The 15356-nt window shown below is 52.7% G+C and carries 19 protein-coding genes; 14 read left to right on the plus strand and 5 right to left on the minus strand.

The genetic code is table 11. The annotated features are described in order from the left end of the window. Positions 1 to 74: 74 nt before the first annotated feature. Entirely contained in the window at positions 75 to 497 is a 423-nt protein-coding gene (gene tnpA, locus L5470_RS02615) for an IS200/IS605 family transposase (protein ID WP_499497985.1), read from the minus strand. A 79-nt stretch (positions 498 to 576) separates the two neighbouring features. On the opposite strand from tnpA, the gene L5470_RS02620 reads away from it, so the two are divergent. The 8 genes from L5470_RS02620 (at position 577) to L5470_RS02655 (ending at position 6334) form a co-directional block, all read left to right on the plus strand. Beyond that, positions 577 to 846, plus strand: coding sequence for a helix-turn-helix domain-containing protein (locus L5470_RS02620; RefSeq protein WP_499497987.1), 270 nt, complete (start codon positions 577 to 579; stop codon positions 844 to 846). Between the two features lie 31 nt (positions 847 to 877). Then, positions 878 to 1069, plus strand: a complete 192-nt coding sequence (locus tag L5470_RS02625; protein WP_499498327.1) for a zinc ribbon domain-containing protein — start codon at positions 878 to 880, stop codon at positions 1067 to 1069. A gap of 188 nt (positions 1070 to 1257) precedes the next feature. Continuing rightward, positions 1258 to 2238 (plus strand): hypothetical protein, encoded by a 981-nt coding sequence (locus L5470_RS02630; RefSeq protein WP_448526601.1) that lies wholly within the window; start codon positions 1258 to 1260, stop codon positions 2236 to 2238. Continuing rightward, a complete protein-coding gene (locus tag L5470_RS02635) occupies positions 2235 to 2576 on the plus strand; it encodes a hypothetical protein (RefSeq protein WP_499497990.1) in 342 nt (113 codons plus the stop codon). Before L5470_RS02630 ends, L5470_RS02635 begins: the two co-directional genes overlap by 4 nt. Before the next feature lie 110 nt (positions 2577 to 2686). Next, positions 2687 to 3841, plus strand: coding sequence for a histidine kinase (locus tag L5470_RS02640; protein WP_448525133.1), 1155 nt, complete (start codon positions 2687 to 2689; stop codon positions 3839 to 3841). A gap of 8 nt (positions 3842 to 3849) precedes the next feature. Continuing rightward, a complete protein-coding gene (locus L5470_RS02645; RefSeq protein ID WP_448526603.1) occupies positions 3850 to 4812 on the plus strand; it encodes a CobW family GTP-binding protein in 963 nt (320 codons plus the stop codon). 140 nt (positions 4813 to 4952) lie between these two features. Next, a complete protein-coding gene (locus L5470_RS02650) occupies positions 4953 to 5576 on the plus strand; it encodes a hypothetical protein (protein ID WP_499497992.1) in 624 nt (207 codons plus the stop codon). Between the two features lie 410 nt (positions 5577 to 5986). After that, positions 5987 to 6334, plus strand: a complete 348-nt coding sequence (locus L5470_RS02655; RefSeq protein WP_099799736.1) for a DUF309 domain-containing protein — start codon at positions 5987 to 5989, stop codon at positions 6332 to 6334. A 10-nt stretch (positions 6335 to 6344) separates the two neighbouring features. Here the strand turns inward: L5470_RS02655 and L5470_RS02660 are convergent, their stop codons facing one another. Further along, positions 6345 to 8024 carry a CHAT domain-containing protein gene (locus L5470_RS02660; RefSeq protein ID WP_499497994.1) on the minus strand — a complete coding sequence of 560 codons (1680 nt, stop codon included), beginning with the start codon at positions 8022 to 8024 and terminating at the stop codon, positions 6345 to 6347. 261 nt (positions 8025 to 8285) lie between these two features. On the opposite strand from L5470_RS02660, the gene L5470_RS02665 reads away from it, so the two are divergent. Together L5470_RS02665 and L5470_RS02670 are read left to right on the plus strand one after the other, a co-directional pair. Next, positions 8286 to 8471 (plus strand): hypothetical protein, encoded by a 186-nt coding sequence (locus L5470_RS02665; RefSeq protein WP_099799738.1) that lies wholly within the window; start codon positions 8286 to 8288, stop codon positions 8469 to 8471. Between the two features lie 10 nt (positions 8472 to 8481). After that, the gene (locus L5470_RS02670; protein ID WP_499497996.1) at positions 8482 to 9240 is read left to right on the plus strand and encodes a dienelactone hydrolase family protein; all 759 of its coding nucleotides are present in this window, start codon (positions 8482 to 8484) and stop codon (positions 9238 to 9240) included. Here L5470_RS02670 and L5470_RS02675 read toward each other — a convergent pair. Beyond that, positions 9237 to 10733 carry a pyruvate kinase gene (locus tag L5470_RS02675; protein WP_499497998.1) on the minus strand — a complete coding sequence of 499 codons (1497 nt, stop codon included), beginning with the start codon at positions 10731 to 10733 and terminating at the stop codon, positions 9237 to 9239. The two genes, L5470_RS02670 and L5470_RS02675, sit on opposite strands and share 4 nt — an antisense overlap. A 98-nt stretch (positions 10734 to 10831) precedes the next feature. Continuing rightward, positions 10832 to 11230 (minus strand): RNA-guided endonuclease InsQ/TnpB family protein, encoded by a 399-nt coding sequence (locus tag L5470_RS02680; protein WP_499498000.1) that lies wholly within the window; start codon positions 11228 to 11230, stop codon positions 10832 to 10834. Between L5470_RS02680 and L5470_RS02685 the strand changes: the two genes are divergently transcribed. Genes L5470_RS02685 through L5470_RS02700 form a run of 4 tightly spaced genes read left to right on the plus strand, consistent with a single transcriptional unit; the run spans position 11220 to position 14459 of the window. After that, positions 11220 to 12479, plus strand: a complete 1260-nt coding sequence (locus L5470_RS02685) for an RNA-guided endonuclease InsQ/TnpB family protein (protein WP_499498002.1) — start codon at positions 11220 to 11222, stop codon at positions 12477 to 12479. The genes L5470_RS02680 and L5470_RS02685 overlap by 11 nt on opposite strands. Before the next feature lie 45 nt (positions 12480 to 12524). After that, positions 12525 to 12842: an urease subunit beta gene (locus L5470_RS02690; RefSeq protein WP_099799483.1), complete on the plus strand. Its 318-nt coding sequence runs from the start codon at positions 12525 to 12527 to the stop codon at positions 12840 to 12842. 42 nt (positions 12843 to 12884) lie between these two features. After that, positions 12885 to 13646, plus strand: a complete 762-nt coding sequence (locus tag L5470_RS02695) for a HEAT repeat domain-containing protein (RefSeq protein WP_099799482.1) — start codon at positions 12885 to 12887, stop codon at positions 13644 to 13646. 15 nt (positions 13647 to 13661) lie between these two features. Further along, positions 13662 to 14459 (plus strand): ABC transporter ATP-binding protein, encoded by a 798-nt coding sequence (locus tag L5470_RS02700; protein WP_099799481.1) that lies wholly within the window; start codon positions 13662 to 13664, stop codon positions 14457 to 14459. 4 nt (positions 14460 to 14463) lie between these two features. Here L5470_RS02700 and L5470_RS02705 read toward each other — a convergent pair whose 3' ends face one another. After that, positions 14464 to 15135 (minus strand): pentapeptide repeat-containing protein, encoded by a 672-nt coding sequence (locus L5470_RS02705; RefSeq protein ID WP_499498005.1) that lies wholly within the window; start codon positions 15133 to 15135, stop codon positions 14464 to 14466. Positions 15136 to 15356 lie beyond the last annotated feature (221 nt).

Genomic DNA, 15356 nt, shown 5'->3' on the forward strand with positions numbered 1-15356 from the left:
AACCAGATAAACCCCCTTGCTTCAGGTCGGGGATACAGAATGGTTCCCGCGCCGCTGCAAAGCGGCAGAGTTGATCAACCCTGGCACTCCTCGATATAGCGCTTAACGGTTTGAGCCGACACATGGCCACAGGTTCCCCAATAAAACGACCTGGCCCAAAGCGGATCTTTTTGGTAGAGCTGCTTCAGCCAGGGAAACTCCATCCTAAGATGCCGTGAACTGTAGCCTTTCAGGATGTTCACGACTTGAGACGCTGACATTCTAGGCGGGAATGATGCAAAAACGTGAACGTGGTCTATCAGGGTGCGGTCAATCTCGATGGCCTCAATCTCAATGTCATTGTTCGCCGCCGCCTCTCGGATATACCGCTTCGTGGCCTCAATGATAGCCTCATCTCGAAAGATTTTGCGCCGCTTAAAGGGTATCCAGACAAAGTGGTGCCCTGATTGATACTTGGCGTGGCGCGTTGACTTGACCTGTATACCATCTTGCCTCATAGCGGTTAAACCGTTGCCCTGCATATTGCCGGTAACTGCACACCTATAGTATAGTTTTTAGGACGGACGCACTACAGTCATGCTGATTAACAAAGCCTACAAATTTCGCATCTACCCGAATCAGGAACAGGAGCAATGCTTTGCTCACCACTTTGGCTGTGTGCGGTTTGTCTACAACCGGATGTTGGCGCTGTTCAAGGAAACGCGCCAGTTCAAGAAGAATCAGTACAAGGTGATGCTGCCCGACTTGAAGCGGCAATTTGCGTGGCTGAAATACCCCAATTCACAGTCACTCCAAAGCGCCGTAGATAATCTGTATCCGAGCGCTGCACGTCTACACCACCTATAAGGGCAAGTGGTACGGAGCTGCCGTTCAATTCATTGAGCGCTGGTTCCCGTCCACCAAGCTTTGCTGGGATTGCGGGTCACTGAACGACAATTTGACGCTCAGTGACCGAGAGTGGAGGTGCCCATCGTGCGGAAGGCAGCATGTTCGCGACGTGACCGCTGCATGGAATATCCTGCAAGAGGCGGTTCGTCTTTTACTGGGGAACCCGGAATTAAGCCCCTAACCGGGGTAGAAGCCTCGCCCTTCTAGGGCGGGGTTCAGTTCACCCACTTTCTAAGGCTTAGCCCTAGGTCTTTAGCTACGTTGGGATACTGTCAGATTGGGTTGCCTTTAGTCTGAGAGCTGCGTTACAATTCTTAATACAAGGCATAAGTAAGCCTTTTGCCCTGTTGCAGGTTAGCTGAGGTTTCTATGTTTGATAACACGCAGGGGGCTATGGCGATCGCCACCGACTCGCCGTCTTCCTTAAGCAGTCTGGCGCAAGCATGGGCAAAGCGCTACATTACCACATTGAATACGACAGCGGTTGCCGAGGACGCTCCTGAAGTTGTAGCACCGCGGCTGCTTTCAGAGTTACGCAATGCCAGTATCAAGGCATGGCAGCGCACCGAAGGATTTTTGGCCGCAGAAATGATCCGCCATGGAATTGCCGCAGAGTTAGTGGATCCGTGGGCAATTTCCAAGGATATTCACGACATCTATCAGCGAACCCTGAAGCTATACCAAGATCATAAAAGTACGCAGCAGATGACGGCCAAGGTGGCCAGTGCCATCAGCGAGGTTCGTGCTCGCTATACGGCGGCGGATCCGCGGGTTATTGGCTTTGTCAGTATGCAGTTTCACCACACCGGCTTGCTATTACTGGAGGCAGCGCCAGAGAGCCAACGCGGCATCTTGGGTAGCTTTTTTAAGGTCATTGACGACCATTTGTATATGCCCTTACACCGAGCGTACGAGGCAGCCGCCAACTATGATTACGACGCGCCAGCGCTACAACTGGTTCGGCATTTACTCCCCCAAAGCACAGCGATCGCCACTTGCATTTGTGAGCGTGTGGCGGCACTCAACCCCAAACACCGTTGTTTTAGCGGTTCTTTAAGTCAGCCCAGCGTCAGGGTGTCCAGTATTCGGGATGTGGAAATGTTCCAGATTTACCTGTGGGTGTGCTTGTTGGAACAGCGTCTTGAAGCGTTGCAGCGGGAGTTGTTTCCCTTGTGTCTCATGCTCTACCCGTCCCTAAACGTTACATGGGAGCTAGTCTTTCAGATGGTGCACCTACTGGGGAAAGAAATCGAAACCCGCGCCGCAGATCATGATACAAGTGTGTTCATCCCGTACTATCTTGCCCTGCGGGACATGTTTGATCCCAAAATTTTCCAAGGATTGTTATGATTCAAAACCTACACCAGATTTCCCTCTCACCGATCGCCATTGCCGGTTCTGGGCTGTGGGCGATCGCCCTGTATTGGGGATTTTACCCAACGAGCCAAGCCTTTATTGAGCGTTTGTCCACTTGGCTGAGTGGGGATGTAGCACTGGTTAAAGCCGGCGATCGCGCCGACTTTTGGGCAGGGATGGTTGGAGTGATTCCCTTTGTGGGGCTAGGCATTATCTGCTTTTTGCTTTTGAGCCTTGGGTTGGGGCAAAGCTGGGCATTGAGCATGGGCTTAATGGGCATGGTGGGCGGTGGCATTTACGAGCTAGGCCGCCGCAATGGTCAACAGTCCTAAGTTGGGTTCTAGCCAAGAATCCGCTAAGATTTAGCTAACTTTACACTGTATTGTTGGCAGTGCGAAGGGTGGGCGATCGCAGTTGAAATAATGATGTTTGTGGTGGTTTGATGAAAGCCTTTGCTGATCCCAGTTGTAATCATACCCCCCCCACAGCAGCGCCCCTCAGCCTCCTGTTGTTTGTGGCTGATCGACCAGGGGATGAAGAGGAAACGGCTGCCATCCAATCCTATATCCAGCAACTGCCGTCCAACTTTGGTGTGGAGTTAAAAGTTGTGCCCATTGGGGAGCAGCCTTACCTGCTCGAGGAGTATAAGCTGGTGGCTACCCCAGCCCTCATTAAAGTGCGACCCGAACCCCGCCAAACCCTAGCCGGTCGCAAATTGTTGGAAAAAGTAGATTACTGGTGGCCACGCTGGCAGCAGCAACTGGCCATGGTGTTACAGGCAGATATGGAAAAAACTGCTGCTGAGCAATCCGATTGTAGTATGGAGCTGGTGCGCCTTCAGGAAGAACTCTTTCAACTGCGCCAAACCTGCGATCGCCTCAGTGAGCAACTGCACTTTAAAGATCGCATTATTAGCCTGCTCGCCCACGAATTACGCAACCCCCTCACCGCCGTTGGCATTGCCCTAGAAACCTTAGAGTCTCATTGGCACAACGAACTCAGTTGTCAACTCAATCGGGAGGATACACAGCGGCTGTTTCACCATGCTCGCAGCCAAACCGTCGTCATGGGGCAATTGATTACCGACCTGCTATTGGCCGCCCGTGGGCCGCAAGATAACTTGCAAATTATGCCCCGCCAACTGGATCTGCGCAGCCTCTGCCAAGAGACCATCAACGATGTGCGTCTGAACTTTGAACGCAAACAACAAACGTTTACAACTGACTTACCGTTGGATATTCCCCTAGTCTATGGGGATGGCGATCGCATCCGCCAAGTGTTAGTCAATCTACTAGACAACGCCTGTAAATACACCCCAGAAGGCGGCACCATTCACCTGAGTGTGCTGCACCGCATGACCCAAAAAGTCCAAGTGACCGTCTGTGATACCGGGCCAGGTATTCCGCCGGAGGATCAGGAGAAAATTTTTGGTGAGACCGTGCGCCTCGATCGCGATCGCGCCATTGAAGGCTATGGCATTGGCCTTGCCCTCTGTCGCCAAATCATCCGGATGCACTACGGCCAAATTTGGGTGGACTCCCACCTCGGTAAAGGCAGTTGTTTTCACTTCACATTACCAGTGTATCGCGCTCGATGAGGCCAAACATGACAACTAACGGCAATCCCACCGTTCCCGTGACGGTACTGACAGGGTACCTCGGAGCAGGTAAAACCACCCTTCTGAATCGGATCTTGACCTACGAACACGGCAAGAACGTTGCTGTGATTGTGAATGAATTTGGCGAAGTGGGTATTGATCATCAGCTGGTGGTCAACACCGACGAAGAAATTTTTGAAATGAATAATGGCTGCATTTGCTGTACCGTCCGCGGTGATCTGATCCGCATTATTGGTAACCTCATGAAGCGGCGGCATAAATTTGATCATTTAGTGATTGAAACAACGGGGTTAGCGGATCCAGCCCCCGTCATCCAAACCTTTTTTATGGACGAAGACATCCGTGGGCAAACCCACCTCGATGCCGTGGTTACCGTTGTGGATGCAAAGCACATTCATCATCACTGGGAGGCAGACGAAGCACAAGAACAAATTGCCTTTGCCGATGTTATTCTCTTAAACAAGACGGATTTAGTGAGCGCCGAGGAACTGCAAGCCCTAGCCGATCGCATTCAGGCAATGAACCCCTTAGCCAACGTGCATTACACCCAACACGCCGCAGTGAACATGGATGACATCTTGAATGTTGGTGGTTTTGATTTAGAGCGAGCCGTGTCCATCAATCCTAATTTTCTGAGTGAAGATGCCCATGAACACGATGACACCGTTGGCTCCGTCTCCATTGTTGCCCAAGGCGAGCTAGATGGGGCAAGGTTGCAGGCATGGCTGAGCCAGTTATTACAAACCCAAGGCCCCGATATCTTCCGCATGAAAGGCATTTTGCATCTCGCGGGGCAGCCCACCCCCTTTGTATTTCAGGGGGTACATATGCTCTTTGACGGTCGTCCCCTCGATCGCCCTGTTAACCATCAGCGTAACGAGCTGGTGTTTATTGGCCGCAATTTAGATGAACAGCAGTTACGTCAGCAGTTTGCCGCCTGTCTCATCTAGGGGTTGCCACCGCGATATTGCAGGACACTTGAGTAACTGCCTGTGCATAGGCGATCGCCCCCAAGGGTAATGTTTATAGTAGGCAACTAAGGGCTATCTTCAACGTTTCCTTAAGCAATTAACCATAGGGTGAGACACAAATGTCGGAACAGCGTGCCATTGCCACCACGATCGCCACTGGGTTTGTGGCTATTGCCATCAGCGGTTGCGGCTTGTTTGTGAGCGAGAGCGAAATCAGTGAACCCCTCCCCCAGCAACCAGCAGCTGAGGCCGAAGCTACGCCAACTCCAGCCATTGTCCCTTCGCCTATCACTGCCCTAACGCCGCCCACCAACCCCAAAGAGTATGTTGCAGGGTTGTCTGGTACGGGTCGCTCTAACCCCTTTGAACCGGTACCAGTGCCGAGAACGGGCACCCCAAACGGTAATGGCAATGGTGCTACGGGTGGAACAAGTGGTACAGGTGGTGCGGGTGGTTCTGCTACCCTGCCGCCACCGCCGCCCCCACCGGTAGATGCCCAAGCTGTCCAAGTATTTGGTGTTGCGGCGATCAACGGTCGTCTCCAGGCCGTCATTCGCTCTCCCAAAGAAAATGTCACCCGTACCGTGCAAGTAGGGGACACCATTGCTGGTACAGTGCTGGTGCGCTCCATTGATGCCTATGAAACCGTACCCGCAGTGATTTTGGAGCAATTTGGCCAAACGGTACGAGTGCCGGTAGGTAAACCGACAACCGCTCAAGCAGGGCAGCCAGCGACGATCTAACTGGGCTGGCTACACCGATCTCTAGCCCAAGGGTAGCGTTAAGGAGGTGCCGCCTATCCTCTTGGTTGCCCTTGAGGTGCTGGATCGTGACCCCCTCTTTCGCGATGCCTAGGCAGTGAGTGCATTGATGCCTACCGCAAGCTAAGATCCTGCGAATGGGAGCAGTTTTGTGAAACAAACGATCGCAGCTAAGGGCGCGGCGATCGCGCTATGGGGCAACAAACGATCGCCAGTCATGTTTTTGTAAAAAATCATTGAGAGTTCTCCAAGAGACTCCGCTTGCAAGCGCGGGGAAGGTGTTAATGTTCAGCTCCAAAGTGATTGTATGTCCTAGGTGTAGCGAATAGGCATGGGGTGTTATCTGCTATTTACTTAGCTGTGAGCGTGTTAATCGATCTTCAGGATAACCGATGCATTTATCTGACCCCCTACAGCAAGCGATCGCCCAATTCAACAGCGGCCAATACTATGCGTGCCACGACACCCTCGAAGTGCTGTGGTTAGAGGCTACCGAACCCGATCGCACCTTTTATCAAGGTCTGCTGCAGATTGCTGTTGCCTGTTACCATGCTAGCCGCAGTAACTCCCGGGGGGCAATTTTACTTCTAGGGGAAGGAACCCGCCGCCTGCAACAGTGCGACCCCGCCCATTATGGCCTTGACTTAAAAGCATTGATAGCTGCCGCCATGACCTTACAGGCCCAGCTTCACGCCCAAGCACCGCCCTCCATAGTGCTGCACATTGACCGATTGAATTAGCTAGGACAAGCTACCACGGGCTGCCAATCATCGTAAACGCAGACCAATAGTAGGGATGGCTGAGGAGGCGATCGCCCCCGCCACGAGCCACGTCTGGCGGCAGCGGAATTGATCCCCGTGGGGTTTGCAGTTGATTGCCCTTGACTTGAACGTCCCCCCGCAGCATCGCTAACTGCGCCTGCCGCAACGCTTCAGCCTTAATCGGTGCCGTATTCAATTGATGATAAAACTCAGTCATCAAGGCCAAGGTTCCCTCATCACTGACGTACCACAAACTGGCCAGCACCGACTTGATCCCTGACTGCGCTGCCAAACCAGCAAAGCCTAACTCTGCCCCCAAATCGCCAACAGCGGTTCGACACGCACTCAAGGTCAACAGTTCAGTATCTGGGCGGTAGAGCTGCAAATTGCGCAACTGCAACAGATTCAAGCGGCTATCCCTAAACGCAATATAGGAATTTTCTGGAGACCCCGGCTGGAACTCCGCGTGGGTGGCCAAATGGATCACCTGATAAGCTCCACTCCGCCGTTGGGCCTGAAGATTAGAAATGGTGAACGCCTCATTCAAAAACTCTTTCCCACCCCCCAAATCGTCTGTGATCTGAGCCAATTCAATCGGTACCGCCGGTAATGGCGACTGATCCACAAACTCCGAGGCTCCCATAGCCAGGATGCGCCCCTGCTGAACATTGCGGTAGCGGGTATCCATTAAGCTCATACTGGGTACTAGCCCAACGCTAAAGCGCTCCACCAAAAAACCTTGACCATCGTGCAGTGCCGCTATAGGAACCCCTCGCATCCCACCATCCAGGACAAAGACCAGCGTTTCTATCCCTTGAGTCTCCAGTTGCGGACGCAGCGGCGCAATCAACCATTGATAAAGCTGTTGCGATGCTGGCAAGTAGGTACGGGTATTGACGAGCCGCGGATCCCGCACATTGTTCATGAACTCCTCAGCAGCTTTGAGAACTTGCGCTTGCCCTACCCCCTTCACGGCTTGATAAATTGGCTCACCCTCAGGAGTCACCATCAAGAGATCCGTTTGCTCAGGACGGTTGAGCATGTAAATGACCGCGGGTTTCTTGCCCGTTTGCTTGGCAATTTCGTTAAGGATGGCCTGAATTTGCGCCAGCGATAGCTCATCCGCATCACAGGTGCGCCCAAAGTAACTGCTGACCTCTTGGCACCCCATCTGATCGAGCAAAATTAGGGCATTTTCTAAGTCATCATTCTCTAGGGCAAGGGCAATCTCTTGTGGAAACAGAACTGGTGGAAGCTCAGAAGGGGGCTGCAACGGCGGAATTATTGCCGGTGGTGGAGGTTGCAATACATTGTTAGCCGCCTGAGTACACTCACTGTTACTGTACTGCAACTGCGAGCAAGGATTAGAGACCAGATTAGGGCCTAAATTCTGGAAGCGAATATTGCCACGCTCAACCGTTCCCGAAAGAATCGTTGGATTGCCATTCGCTAGGGGGGCAATCACTGAATTGGGGGTCACCAGCGCACCAAGCGTACCATTGACCGCTGGATTACCAACCAAGAAAAAGGTATCACTATTAATAAAAATATTAATGGCATTGCCATAGATGCTGGTAAGAATGCCGTCAACAGTAAAGGCTCCCGTTAGTCGCAACGAATTACCTGCAAAAATATCGACGTTTCCAGTGCCAGCATTAATAAAACTCAATAATAGATTGATCCCAGAAAGATTGACATTACCGCCACTGCCAGCACTGATAAGGGAGCCTGACGTAATGTTGCCGTTGCTAGCAGCAATCGAGATATTACCGCCCCGCGTAAAAATGTCACCAGTGTGTGCCTCTGCGTTAATTGGCCTGTTGAAATCAATGGGGAATGAGTTATTCTGCCTCGCTTCTCAGCCAAAGAGGCTGAATTGACCCAAGGGGGCGTTAAAGTAGGAGTGGTCTTTGAGATAGGTTATACATCTATGGATTTGCCCACTCTGCGCGATCGCCTACAGATCATTCTCAGTAAACGAGAGAGTCTGAAAATGCTGATGGAGCTTCCCGGTACTGGCACCATTAGTATTGACATCCAATCTGCTTTGGCGGAACTGGATGAACTGGTGAACGATATTAAACGTACCTTCCCAGACTTAGACATCTCTGCATAGGACGGCAGTCATGGCAGACATTACCAGTCGTTGGGTAAAAGTGGTCAATGGTGATTTGCTCATTGATGCCTACTTGGCGGCACCCACCGCCCCGGGATGCTACCCTGGTGTCATTGTGTTTCAGGAGATTTTTGGGGTTAATGCCCATATCCGAGATGTGACGGAACGAATTGCCCGTGAGGGCTATGTGGCGATCGCCCCGGCGTTGTACCAACGCTTTGCGCCGCAGTTTGAAGCCGGTTACACCGCTGCTGACATTGACTTAGGGCGGCAGTACAAAAACCAAACGAAGGCCGATGAACTCCTCAGCGACACTCAGGCCACCATTGCTTACCTGCAAGGATTAGAGGCAGTTAAAGGGGATGCCATTGGCACCATCGGCTTTTGCTTTGGCGGGCATGTGGCCTACTTAGTGGCTCAGTTACCCGACATCAAGGCCACTGCTGCATTTTATGGCGCGGGCATTACCACCATGACCCCCGGTGGTGGCCTGCCCACCTTGGCCATAACCCCGAAAATTCGCGGGACGCTCTACGCCTTTTTTGGCGATCGCGATCAAAGTATTCCCATGGAGCAGGTTAAAGAGATTGAAAGGGCACTGCACCACCATGGCATCCGCCATCACATCTTTATTTATCCGGCAGATCACGGCTTCTTTTGCGATCAGCGCGACAGTTACGATGCAGCGGCGGCTCACGATGCTTGGACGCAGGTGATGCACCTGTTTGAAACCGTGCTGAAAGCATCTACGGCTCCTGCCAAATCCTAGTAGCTAGGCGCACTGGGTTGCCAAGAGTGTAGGGCACGCAGTTGAGGCGTTTTCTTCTGTTGATGGGCTTCCATGCGAACCAGCACATCATCCAGCGTATCGACGGCTAAGCCAACGTAGGGACCTTTGTTGAGCATGACGCACTCCGCCCGCTCTGCCATTGCCGCATCAGTCATTTCTGCGCGGGAGGGCACCCCTTTTTTAACCAAATTTTCTAAGACCTGAGTGGCCCAGATGACGGGGACGTGGGCAGCTTCGCACAACCAGAGGATTTCTTCTTGCATTTCCGCAAGCCGTTGATAGCCAATTTCAACGGCTAGATCGCCGCGGGCAATCATAATACCAAAGGGTTGCTGCCCTGCGGCCTGCACTATGAGATCCGGCAGGGCACGAATGGCTTGGGGGGTTTCTATTTTGGCGATCATACCGAGCCGCTGAGCGCGATCGCCACAGCGTTGGGCAAGCTCTGACTGTAGGAGCGCAATGTCAGCCGCAGACTGCACGTAGGAGTAACCGATGAGGTCAGCCTCTTGAACAATTAGATCAAGGTGTTGGCGATCGCGATCGGTGAGGGGACACAACGACAGTTGGCTATCCGGGAAGTTAAAGCCTTTATCCGGTTTCAGGCGTTGGCCTTTTTTGCAATGGCTGAGGACTAGCTCAATCTCTTGCTCGTTTTTTGCCACAATCTGCCCGCCAATGTGGCCATCGTCCAGCCATACCCGATCGCCCACCTTAAGCTGGGGCAAAATTTCCGGTAGGGAGCACGTGATCTGAACAACACCCGCACGGGAGCGATCAATGTTGTAGCGCACGTAGAGGCGATCGCCCGGCTTGATCCGTGCCCCCTCAGGAAACACCTCTGCTACCCGGGGTTTTGGCCCGCCCAAATCCATCAGGATTTTACAGGGCTGGTTGGTGAGGCGTACCGCCGCCCGTAAATTGGCAATCATCGCCTGCCATGTGGCGGGGKCGTCGTGGGCACAGTTAATACGGGCGCAGTTCATCCCCYTGCGCAATAGGGTAATGCTCCACTGTGGATCTGTGGCAGCAATAGTTGGCAGTGTTACCATAATGCGTACATGGCGCTTGCCGCGGATCTCCCCGAAGAGTTCTTGGGTGTGCTGCCGCAGTTGGCGATCGCCCTCAAAAAAAGCTGCCAAGGGAGGTCGCGGAGGCAACCCCTGCTGAGAGTGGCACAGTGCCCCCAAGGTGTTAATGACCGCATCGAGGTTAGGCAGTACCCGCGCTTCAATGCGCCCCAAGGAGGATAACCCCCAAGGCATCAATGCCATTTGAATCGCCCGCAGATCCCGCCAGCGCAAGGCCAAATAGTAAGCTAAATTCCGGGCACTTGGCAGAAACTGGGAACGGCGAATGTGGGGTTGCCAGCGCTGAAAGCGAGCCTCCCCTTCCTTAAACACCTCATGGCGTAAGTCTAAAAGACTCTGGAGTAAGGCGGTGGGTGCAATTGTTTGTGGCTCAGTCAGCATGAGTGCCTCCTGTGATGAATGCAATGGCAACCAACAACCACCGGCACGGAACGCATCTTTTGACACTCCCCATGCCTAAAGGCAGGGGATTCTTTCTTCTACGGGAGTCTATTGACTTTACCCTCAGAAAGCATCTTGACCGTATGCCCTACGGCTGCAAGTCCACGCTGAGCCACTACTTGAGCGGCGGCAACGTCCCTATCAGTCTCGTATCCACACTCAGGACAGCTATGTACTCTCAGACTTAGCGGTTTTTTGCCAGTGTGCGTTTGGCAATTAGGGCAAATCTGAGATGTACCATTTGGATCAACCTTTAAGAAAGCAACACCACGCTTAAGGCAGACATATTCTAAAATGCTGAGAAACTGCCCAAACCCAGCATCTAAAGTGTGCTTACCGAAAAACGCCGTAAAGCCCCTAGCTTTAGCTATGGGGATATAAGGCGCATATTGTTTTATCAAGCTGAGTCTGTGATAAAATGGAGCCATGAGAGTCATAGAAGCCAAGCTAAAGGGCACACAAGAGCAATATCAGTCTCTGGACGAAGCCATCCGTACCGCACAGTTTGTGCGCAACAAGTGTGTACGGTACTGGATGGACAACAAGGGTGTGGGCAGGAATGACCTCTATTCCCACTGCAAAACCTTGGCTCAAGAGTTTGATTTTGCTAAAAAGTTAAACTCAGCAGCCAGGCAAGCAAGTGCAGAACGGGCTTGGGCTTCTATCTCTCGGTTCTATACCAACTGCAAAAACAAGGAGGCAAAGAAGGGATACCCCAAATTCAAGAAGCATTGCCGCTCTGTAGAGTACAAGCTATCGGGTTGGAAGCTATCAGCGGATGGACTGTCCATCACCTTCACCGATGGCTTCAATGCTGGCTCGTTTGCTCTGTACTGCAATGGAGAGGCAAGACAGCATATCCTCAACTCTAAAATCAACCGAGTGCGAGTGGTACGCAGAGCAGATGGGTACTATGCCCAGTTCTGCTTGGATGTGGAGCGCAAAGAGCAGGGAGAGTACACAGGCAATGTCATCGGTATTGACTTGGGGTTAAAACACTTCTACACCGACCAGAACGGAAACACGGTCGATTGTCCTAAGTTTTTAAGACGTAGTGAACGGAGGTTAAAGCAACACCAACGCAGATTAAGTCGGAAGTTCAAGAAAGGGGCGAAACCTCAATCCAAGAACTACCACAAGCAAAGAAAGCGACTAGGCAAAGTACATCTGAAAGTTCAACGCCAACGTAAAGACTGGGCAATCAAGCTTGCTCGGTGCGTAGTGGCATCTAACGATGTCGTGGTGTATGAGGACTTGCAGGTGAAGAACCTAGTCAAGAATCATCATCTTGCCAAATCCATCCATGATGCTAGTTGGTCTCAGTTCACCCAATGGCTGGACTACTACGGTAAGGTATGGGACAAGGCAGTAGTCAGCGTGCCGCCGCAGTACACCACGCAGGATTGCAGTAACTGTGGGCATAGGGTCGTGAAAACCTTATCCACTAGAACCCATAGTTGTCCTAGGTGTGGGTTTGAGATGGACAGAGACCAGAACGCGGCTCTGAACATCCTCAAGAAGGGACTAAGCATCTTGGGAATGGAGTGGCTCAACGGTACCTTTGGGCAAAAGGGAACCACCTCGCAAGAGGGAACGCTTGGGGAGAGATGCACCTCTGCTTTTGATGGGCAACCTGATGAAGTAAGTGCGCTCGCAGAACCAAGAACAAGAATCCCCTGCCTTTAGGCAGGGGAGTATGTCAATGCATACGTTGCAAATGTTGGAGGCATCATGATTCCTGGTGAACTGATTCCCGCTGAGGGGACCCTTGAACTCAATGCTGGTCGCCCCACGGTGACCTTGACGGTGGCCAACACGGGCGATCGCCCCATCCAAGTGGGATCTCACTACCATTTCTATGAAGTGAATGCTGCCCTGCACTTTGACCGCGAGCAGGCAAAGGGGATGCGCTTAGATATTCCTGCGGGCACGGCTATTCGCTTTGAGCCGGGAGATGAGCGCTCAGTACAGTTAGTGGCTTATGGGGGGTGCCGTCACATCTATGGGTTTAGAGGCCTAGTGAACAGCGCCCTTGATCCCGCATCCTAGGGGCTAGTCGGGATTAATGCCATCCTGTACAGTAGGAATACTATGGATGACAATGATTTTCCTTTCCTCGATACCCCAGACACAGAAGATGCGCTAGCGGCGCTCCCGAGTGAGGAAGGCGATCGCCCCGATCCAGAAATAATGCTGGGGCTGCTGACCTCTGAAGATGTCACTGAGCGGATGCTAGCCGCCCGTGCCTTTTGTGAACTACAGGATGAGCGTGCCACCCCCCACCTCATTCACCTATTGCAGGAATCCTGTCCCCTCGTGCGGGTCAGTGCAGCCTACGCCCTAGGGCGCAACCTGAGTACCGCCGCTGTGGACGCGCTCATTCAGCAACTCGAGCGAGACTGGAATGGCTATGTTCGCAAAGGGATTGTCTGGGCGTTGGGAAACTGTGGTGTCCGCTTTCCCTTTCCCGAAATTTATCGCCGCACCCTAGAACCCTTGATTCGTGCCTTGCAGACCGACATTTCCGCGGTGCGTTTGTGGGCAGCTAGTTCCCTCGGACAGGTCGCTGAAGCCAGTGAAGACGCAGCGGCCACCGTCATTCCTGCCCTTGCCCTTGCCCTTGCGCAGGATACCATTGCTGCCGTTCGCAGTAACTGCGCTTGGGCGCTGGGGCACGCTTGCCGCAAAATTCCCCTAGGGCAACTTTATACCGAGGCTATTGATCACCTGATTGCTGCCCTGCACGACAGTGATATGGGGGTTCAAGAAGATGCCAAAGCCGCTCTCTTTAAGCTAGGGGATGCGCGGGGTCTGCAAGCCATCGAAGACCTTGAGTGTGAGCCATTTGCATAGGTAGGGACAGTAACCATGCCCGAGCCATTGGTCGAACTACGAGGCATCTCGAAAGCCTTTGGCAACCAGCGAGTCTTAGACAACATCGATCTTTGCATTTATCCTGATGATGCCTTGGCCATTTTAGGGCCGTCGGGAACAGGCAAGTCCACGGTTTTGCGCCTTATTGCAGGGCTACTGGAGCCGGATAGCGGCGAGATTTACATTGCGGGGGAGCGGCGGCAAGGATTGCTGCAAGACGGCCATCACCACGTGCGCATGAGTATGGTATTCCAACAGTCGGCGCTGTTTGACTCGCTTACAGTTGGGGAAAATGTCGGCTTTTATCTGTATCACCACACACGACTGCCGGAGGCACGCATCCGCGAGATTGTCAGTGAAAAACTAGCGATGGTGGGGTTGTCGGGGATGGAAGACCTCTATCCAGCGCAACTCTCTGGCGGTATGCGCAAGCGGGTGAGTTTAGCCCGTGCCATTGCTGACAATCCCGATGATACCGAGGATGATCCGCGATTACTGCTGTACGACGAACCCACCGCAGGCTTAGACCCCATTGCCTCAACCGTCGTGGAGCAGCTCATCCGCGATCTTAAGGAACGCACAGGTCATGCCTACGCTATTGTGACTCACCAAAACAGTACCATCGAGCGCACGGGCGATCGCCTCATCTTGCTCTATCAAGGACGTATTTGCTGGCAGGGCAGCCGCGCCGAAGCAAAAACAACAGACAATCCTTACCTGCGGCAGTTTCTCACAGGGGATGTCACAGGCCCAATTCGAGTGCTGGATCAAGTGGGCACGGCAACCCTTTGAGATCTTAGCGCTGGTCAACCTGCCGCATCCCTCCTTTTTTCGGATCAAAGTCCGGATCAAATTGCGTCTTGCCATCGTAGCGTGCCCCACGGCGATCGGCACCCTTGAGGGAACAACCCCGCAGATCTGCCCCCGCAAAGTTAGCCTGCTGCAGATCCGCCATGGCCAAGCTGGCCGATCGCAAGTTCGCCCCTGCAAAATTCGCGTCTTGGAGAATAGCCAACTTAAAGTTACTGCCCTCTAAGCAGCAGCCTGCAAAATCAATACCGCTCAGGTCTTCCCCTTCAAAATCAAATTGACTTAGATCTAAGCCATGGAACTGGCGAACCCCGCGTTGGTACTGCTGGAGAATCTCTGCCACAGTGAGCGGCGGGGTCAAGGGGGCTGGTGGGAGTGGATAACGGATAATGGTGCCCAGCAGCGCATTCTCAAGATTTGCCCCCCTCAGATGTGCGCCAACCACATTGGCCTGATCTAAGTTAGCCGCACTCAGGTTCGCTCCTTCAAGGTTGGCATGGGCAAGGTTCGCTTGGCTCAGATTCGCACCCTGCAAGTTCACACCCCGCAGATCCGCGCCTTCGAGGTCGATACCGGTGAGGTTCGCCCCCATAAACTGGCGATCGCCACGGCGGTAGCGAGCTAACACCTCCATTGCACTTAGGGGGAGATTGTTCAAGGCACACTCCACATTGTTGCTTTAGTCTGGCGCTGAAACTAATTGTATGGAACACCGCCCCTGTACAAAAAAAGAATTCTAGAAAACAATTCTAGAAAAGTAAAAAAACAATTGACGAATTCCCAACGGAGAGACTAGAATCTACCAAGGTTTGCATAATAAGCTAGCCACTCGACTAAGCTATATTGTGTAAGCTAGGTATTAGGGGATAGCAGACTGAG

It is taken from the genome of Synechococcus sp. PCC 6717 (assembly GCF_022698185.1).
Lineage (GTDB): Bacteria > Cyanobacteriota > Cyanobacteriia > Thermosynechococcales > Thermosynechococcaceae > Thermosynechococcus > Thermosynechococcus lividus.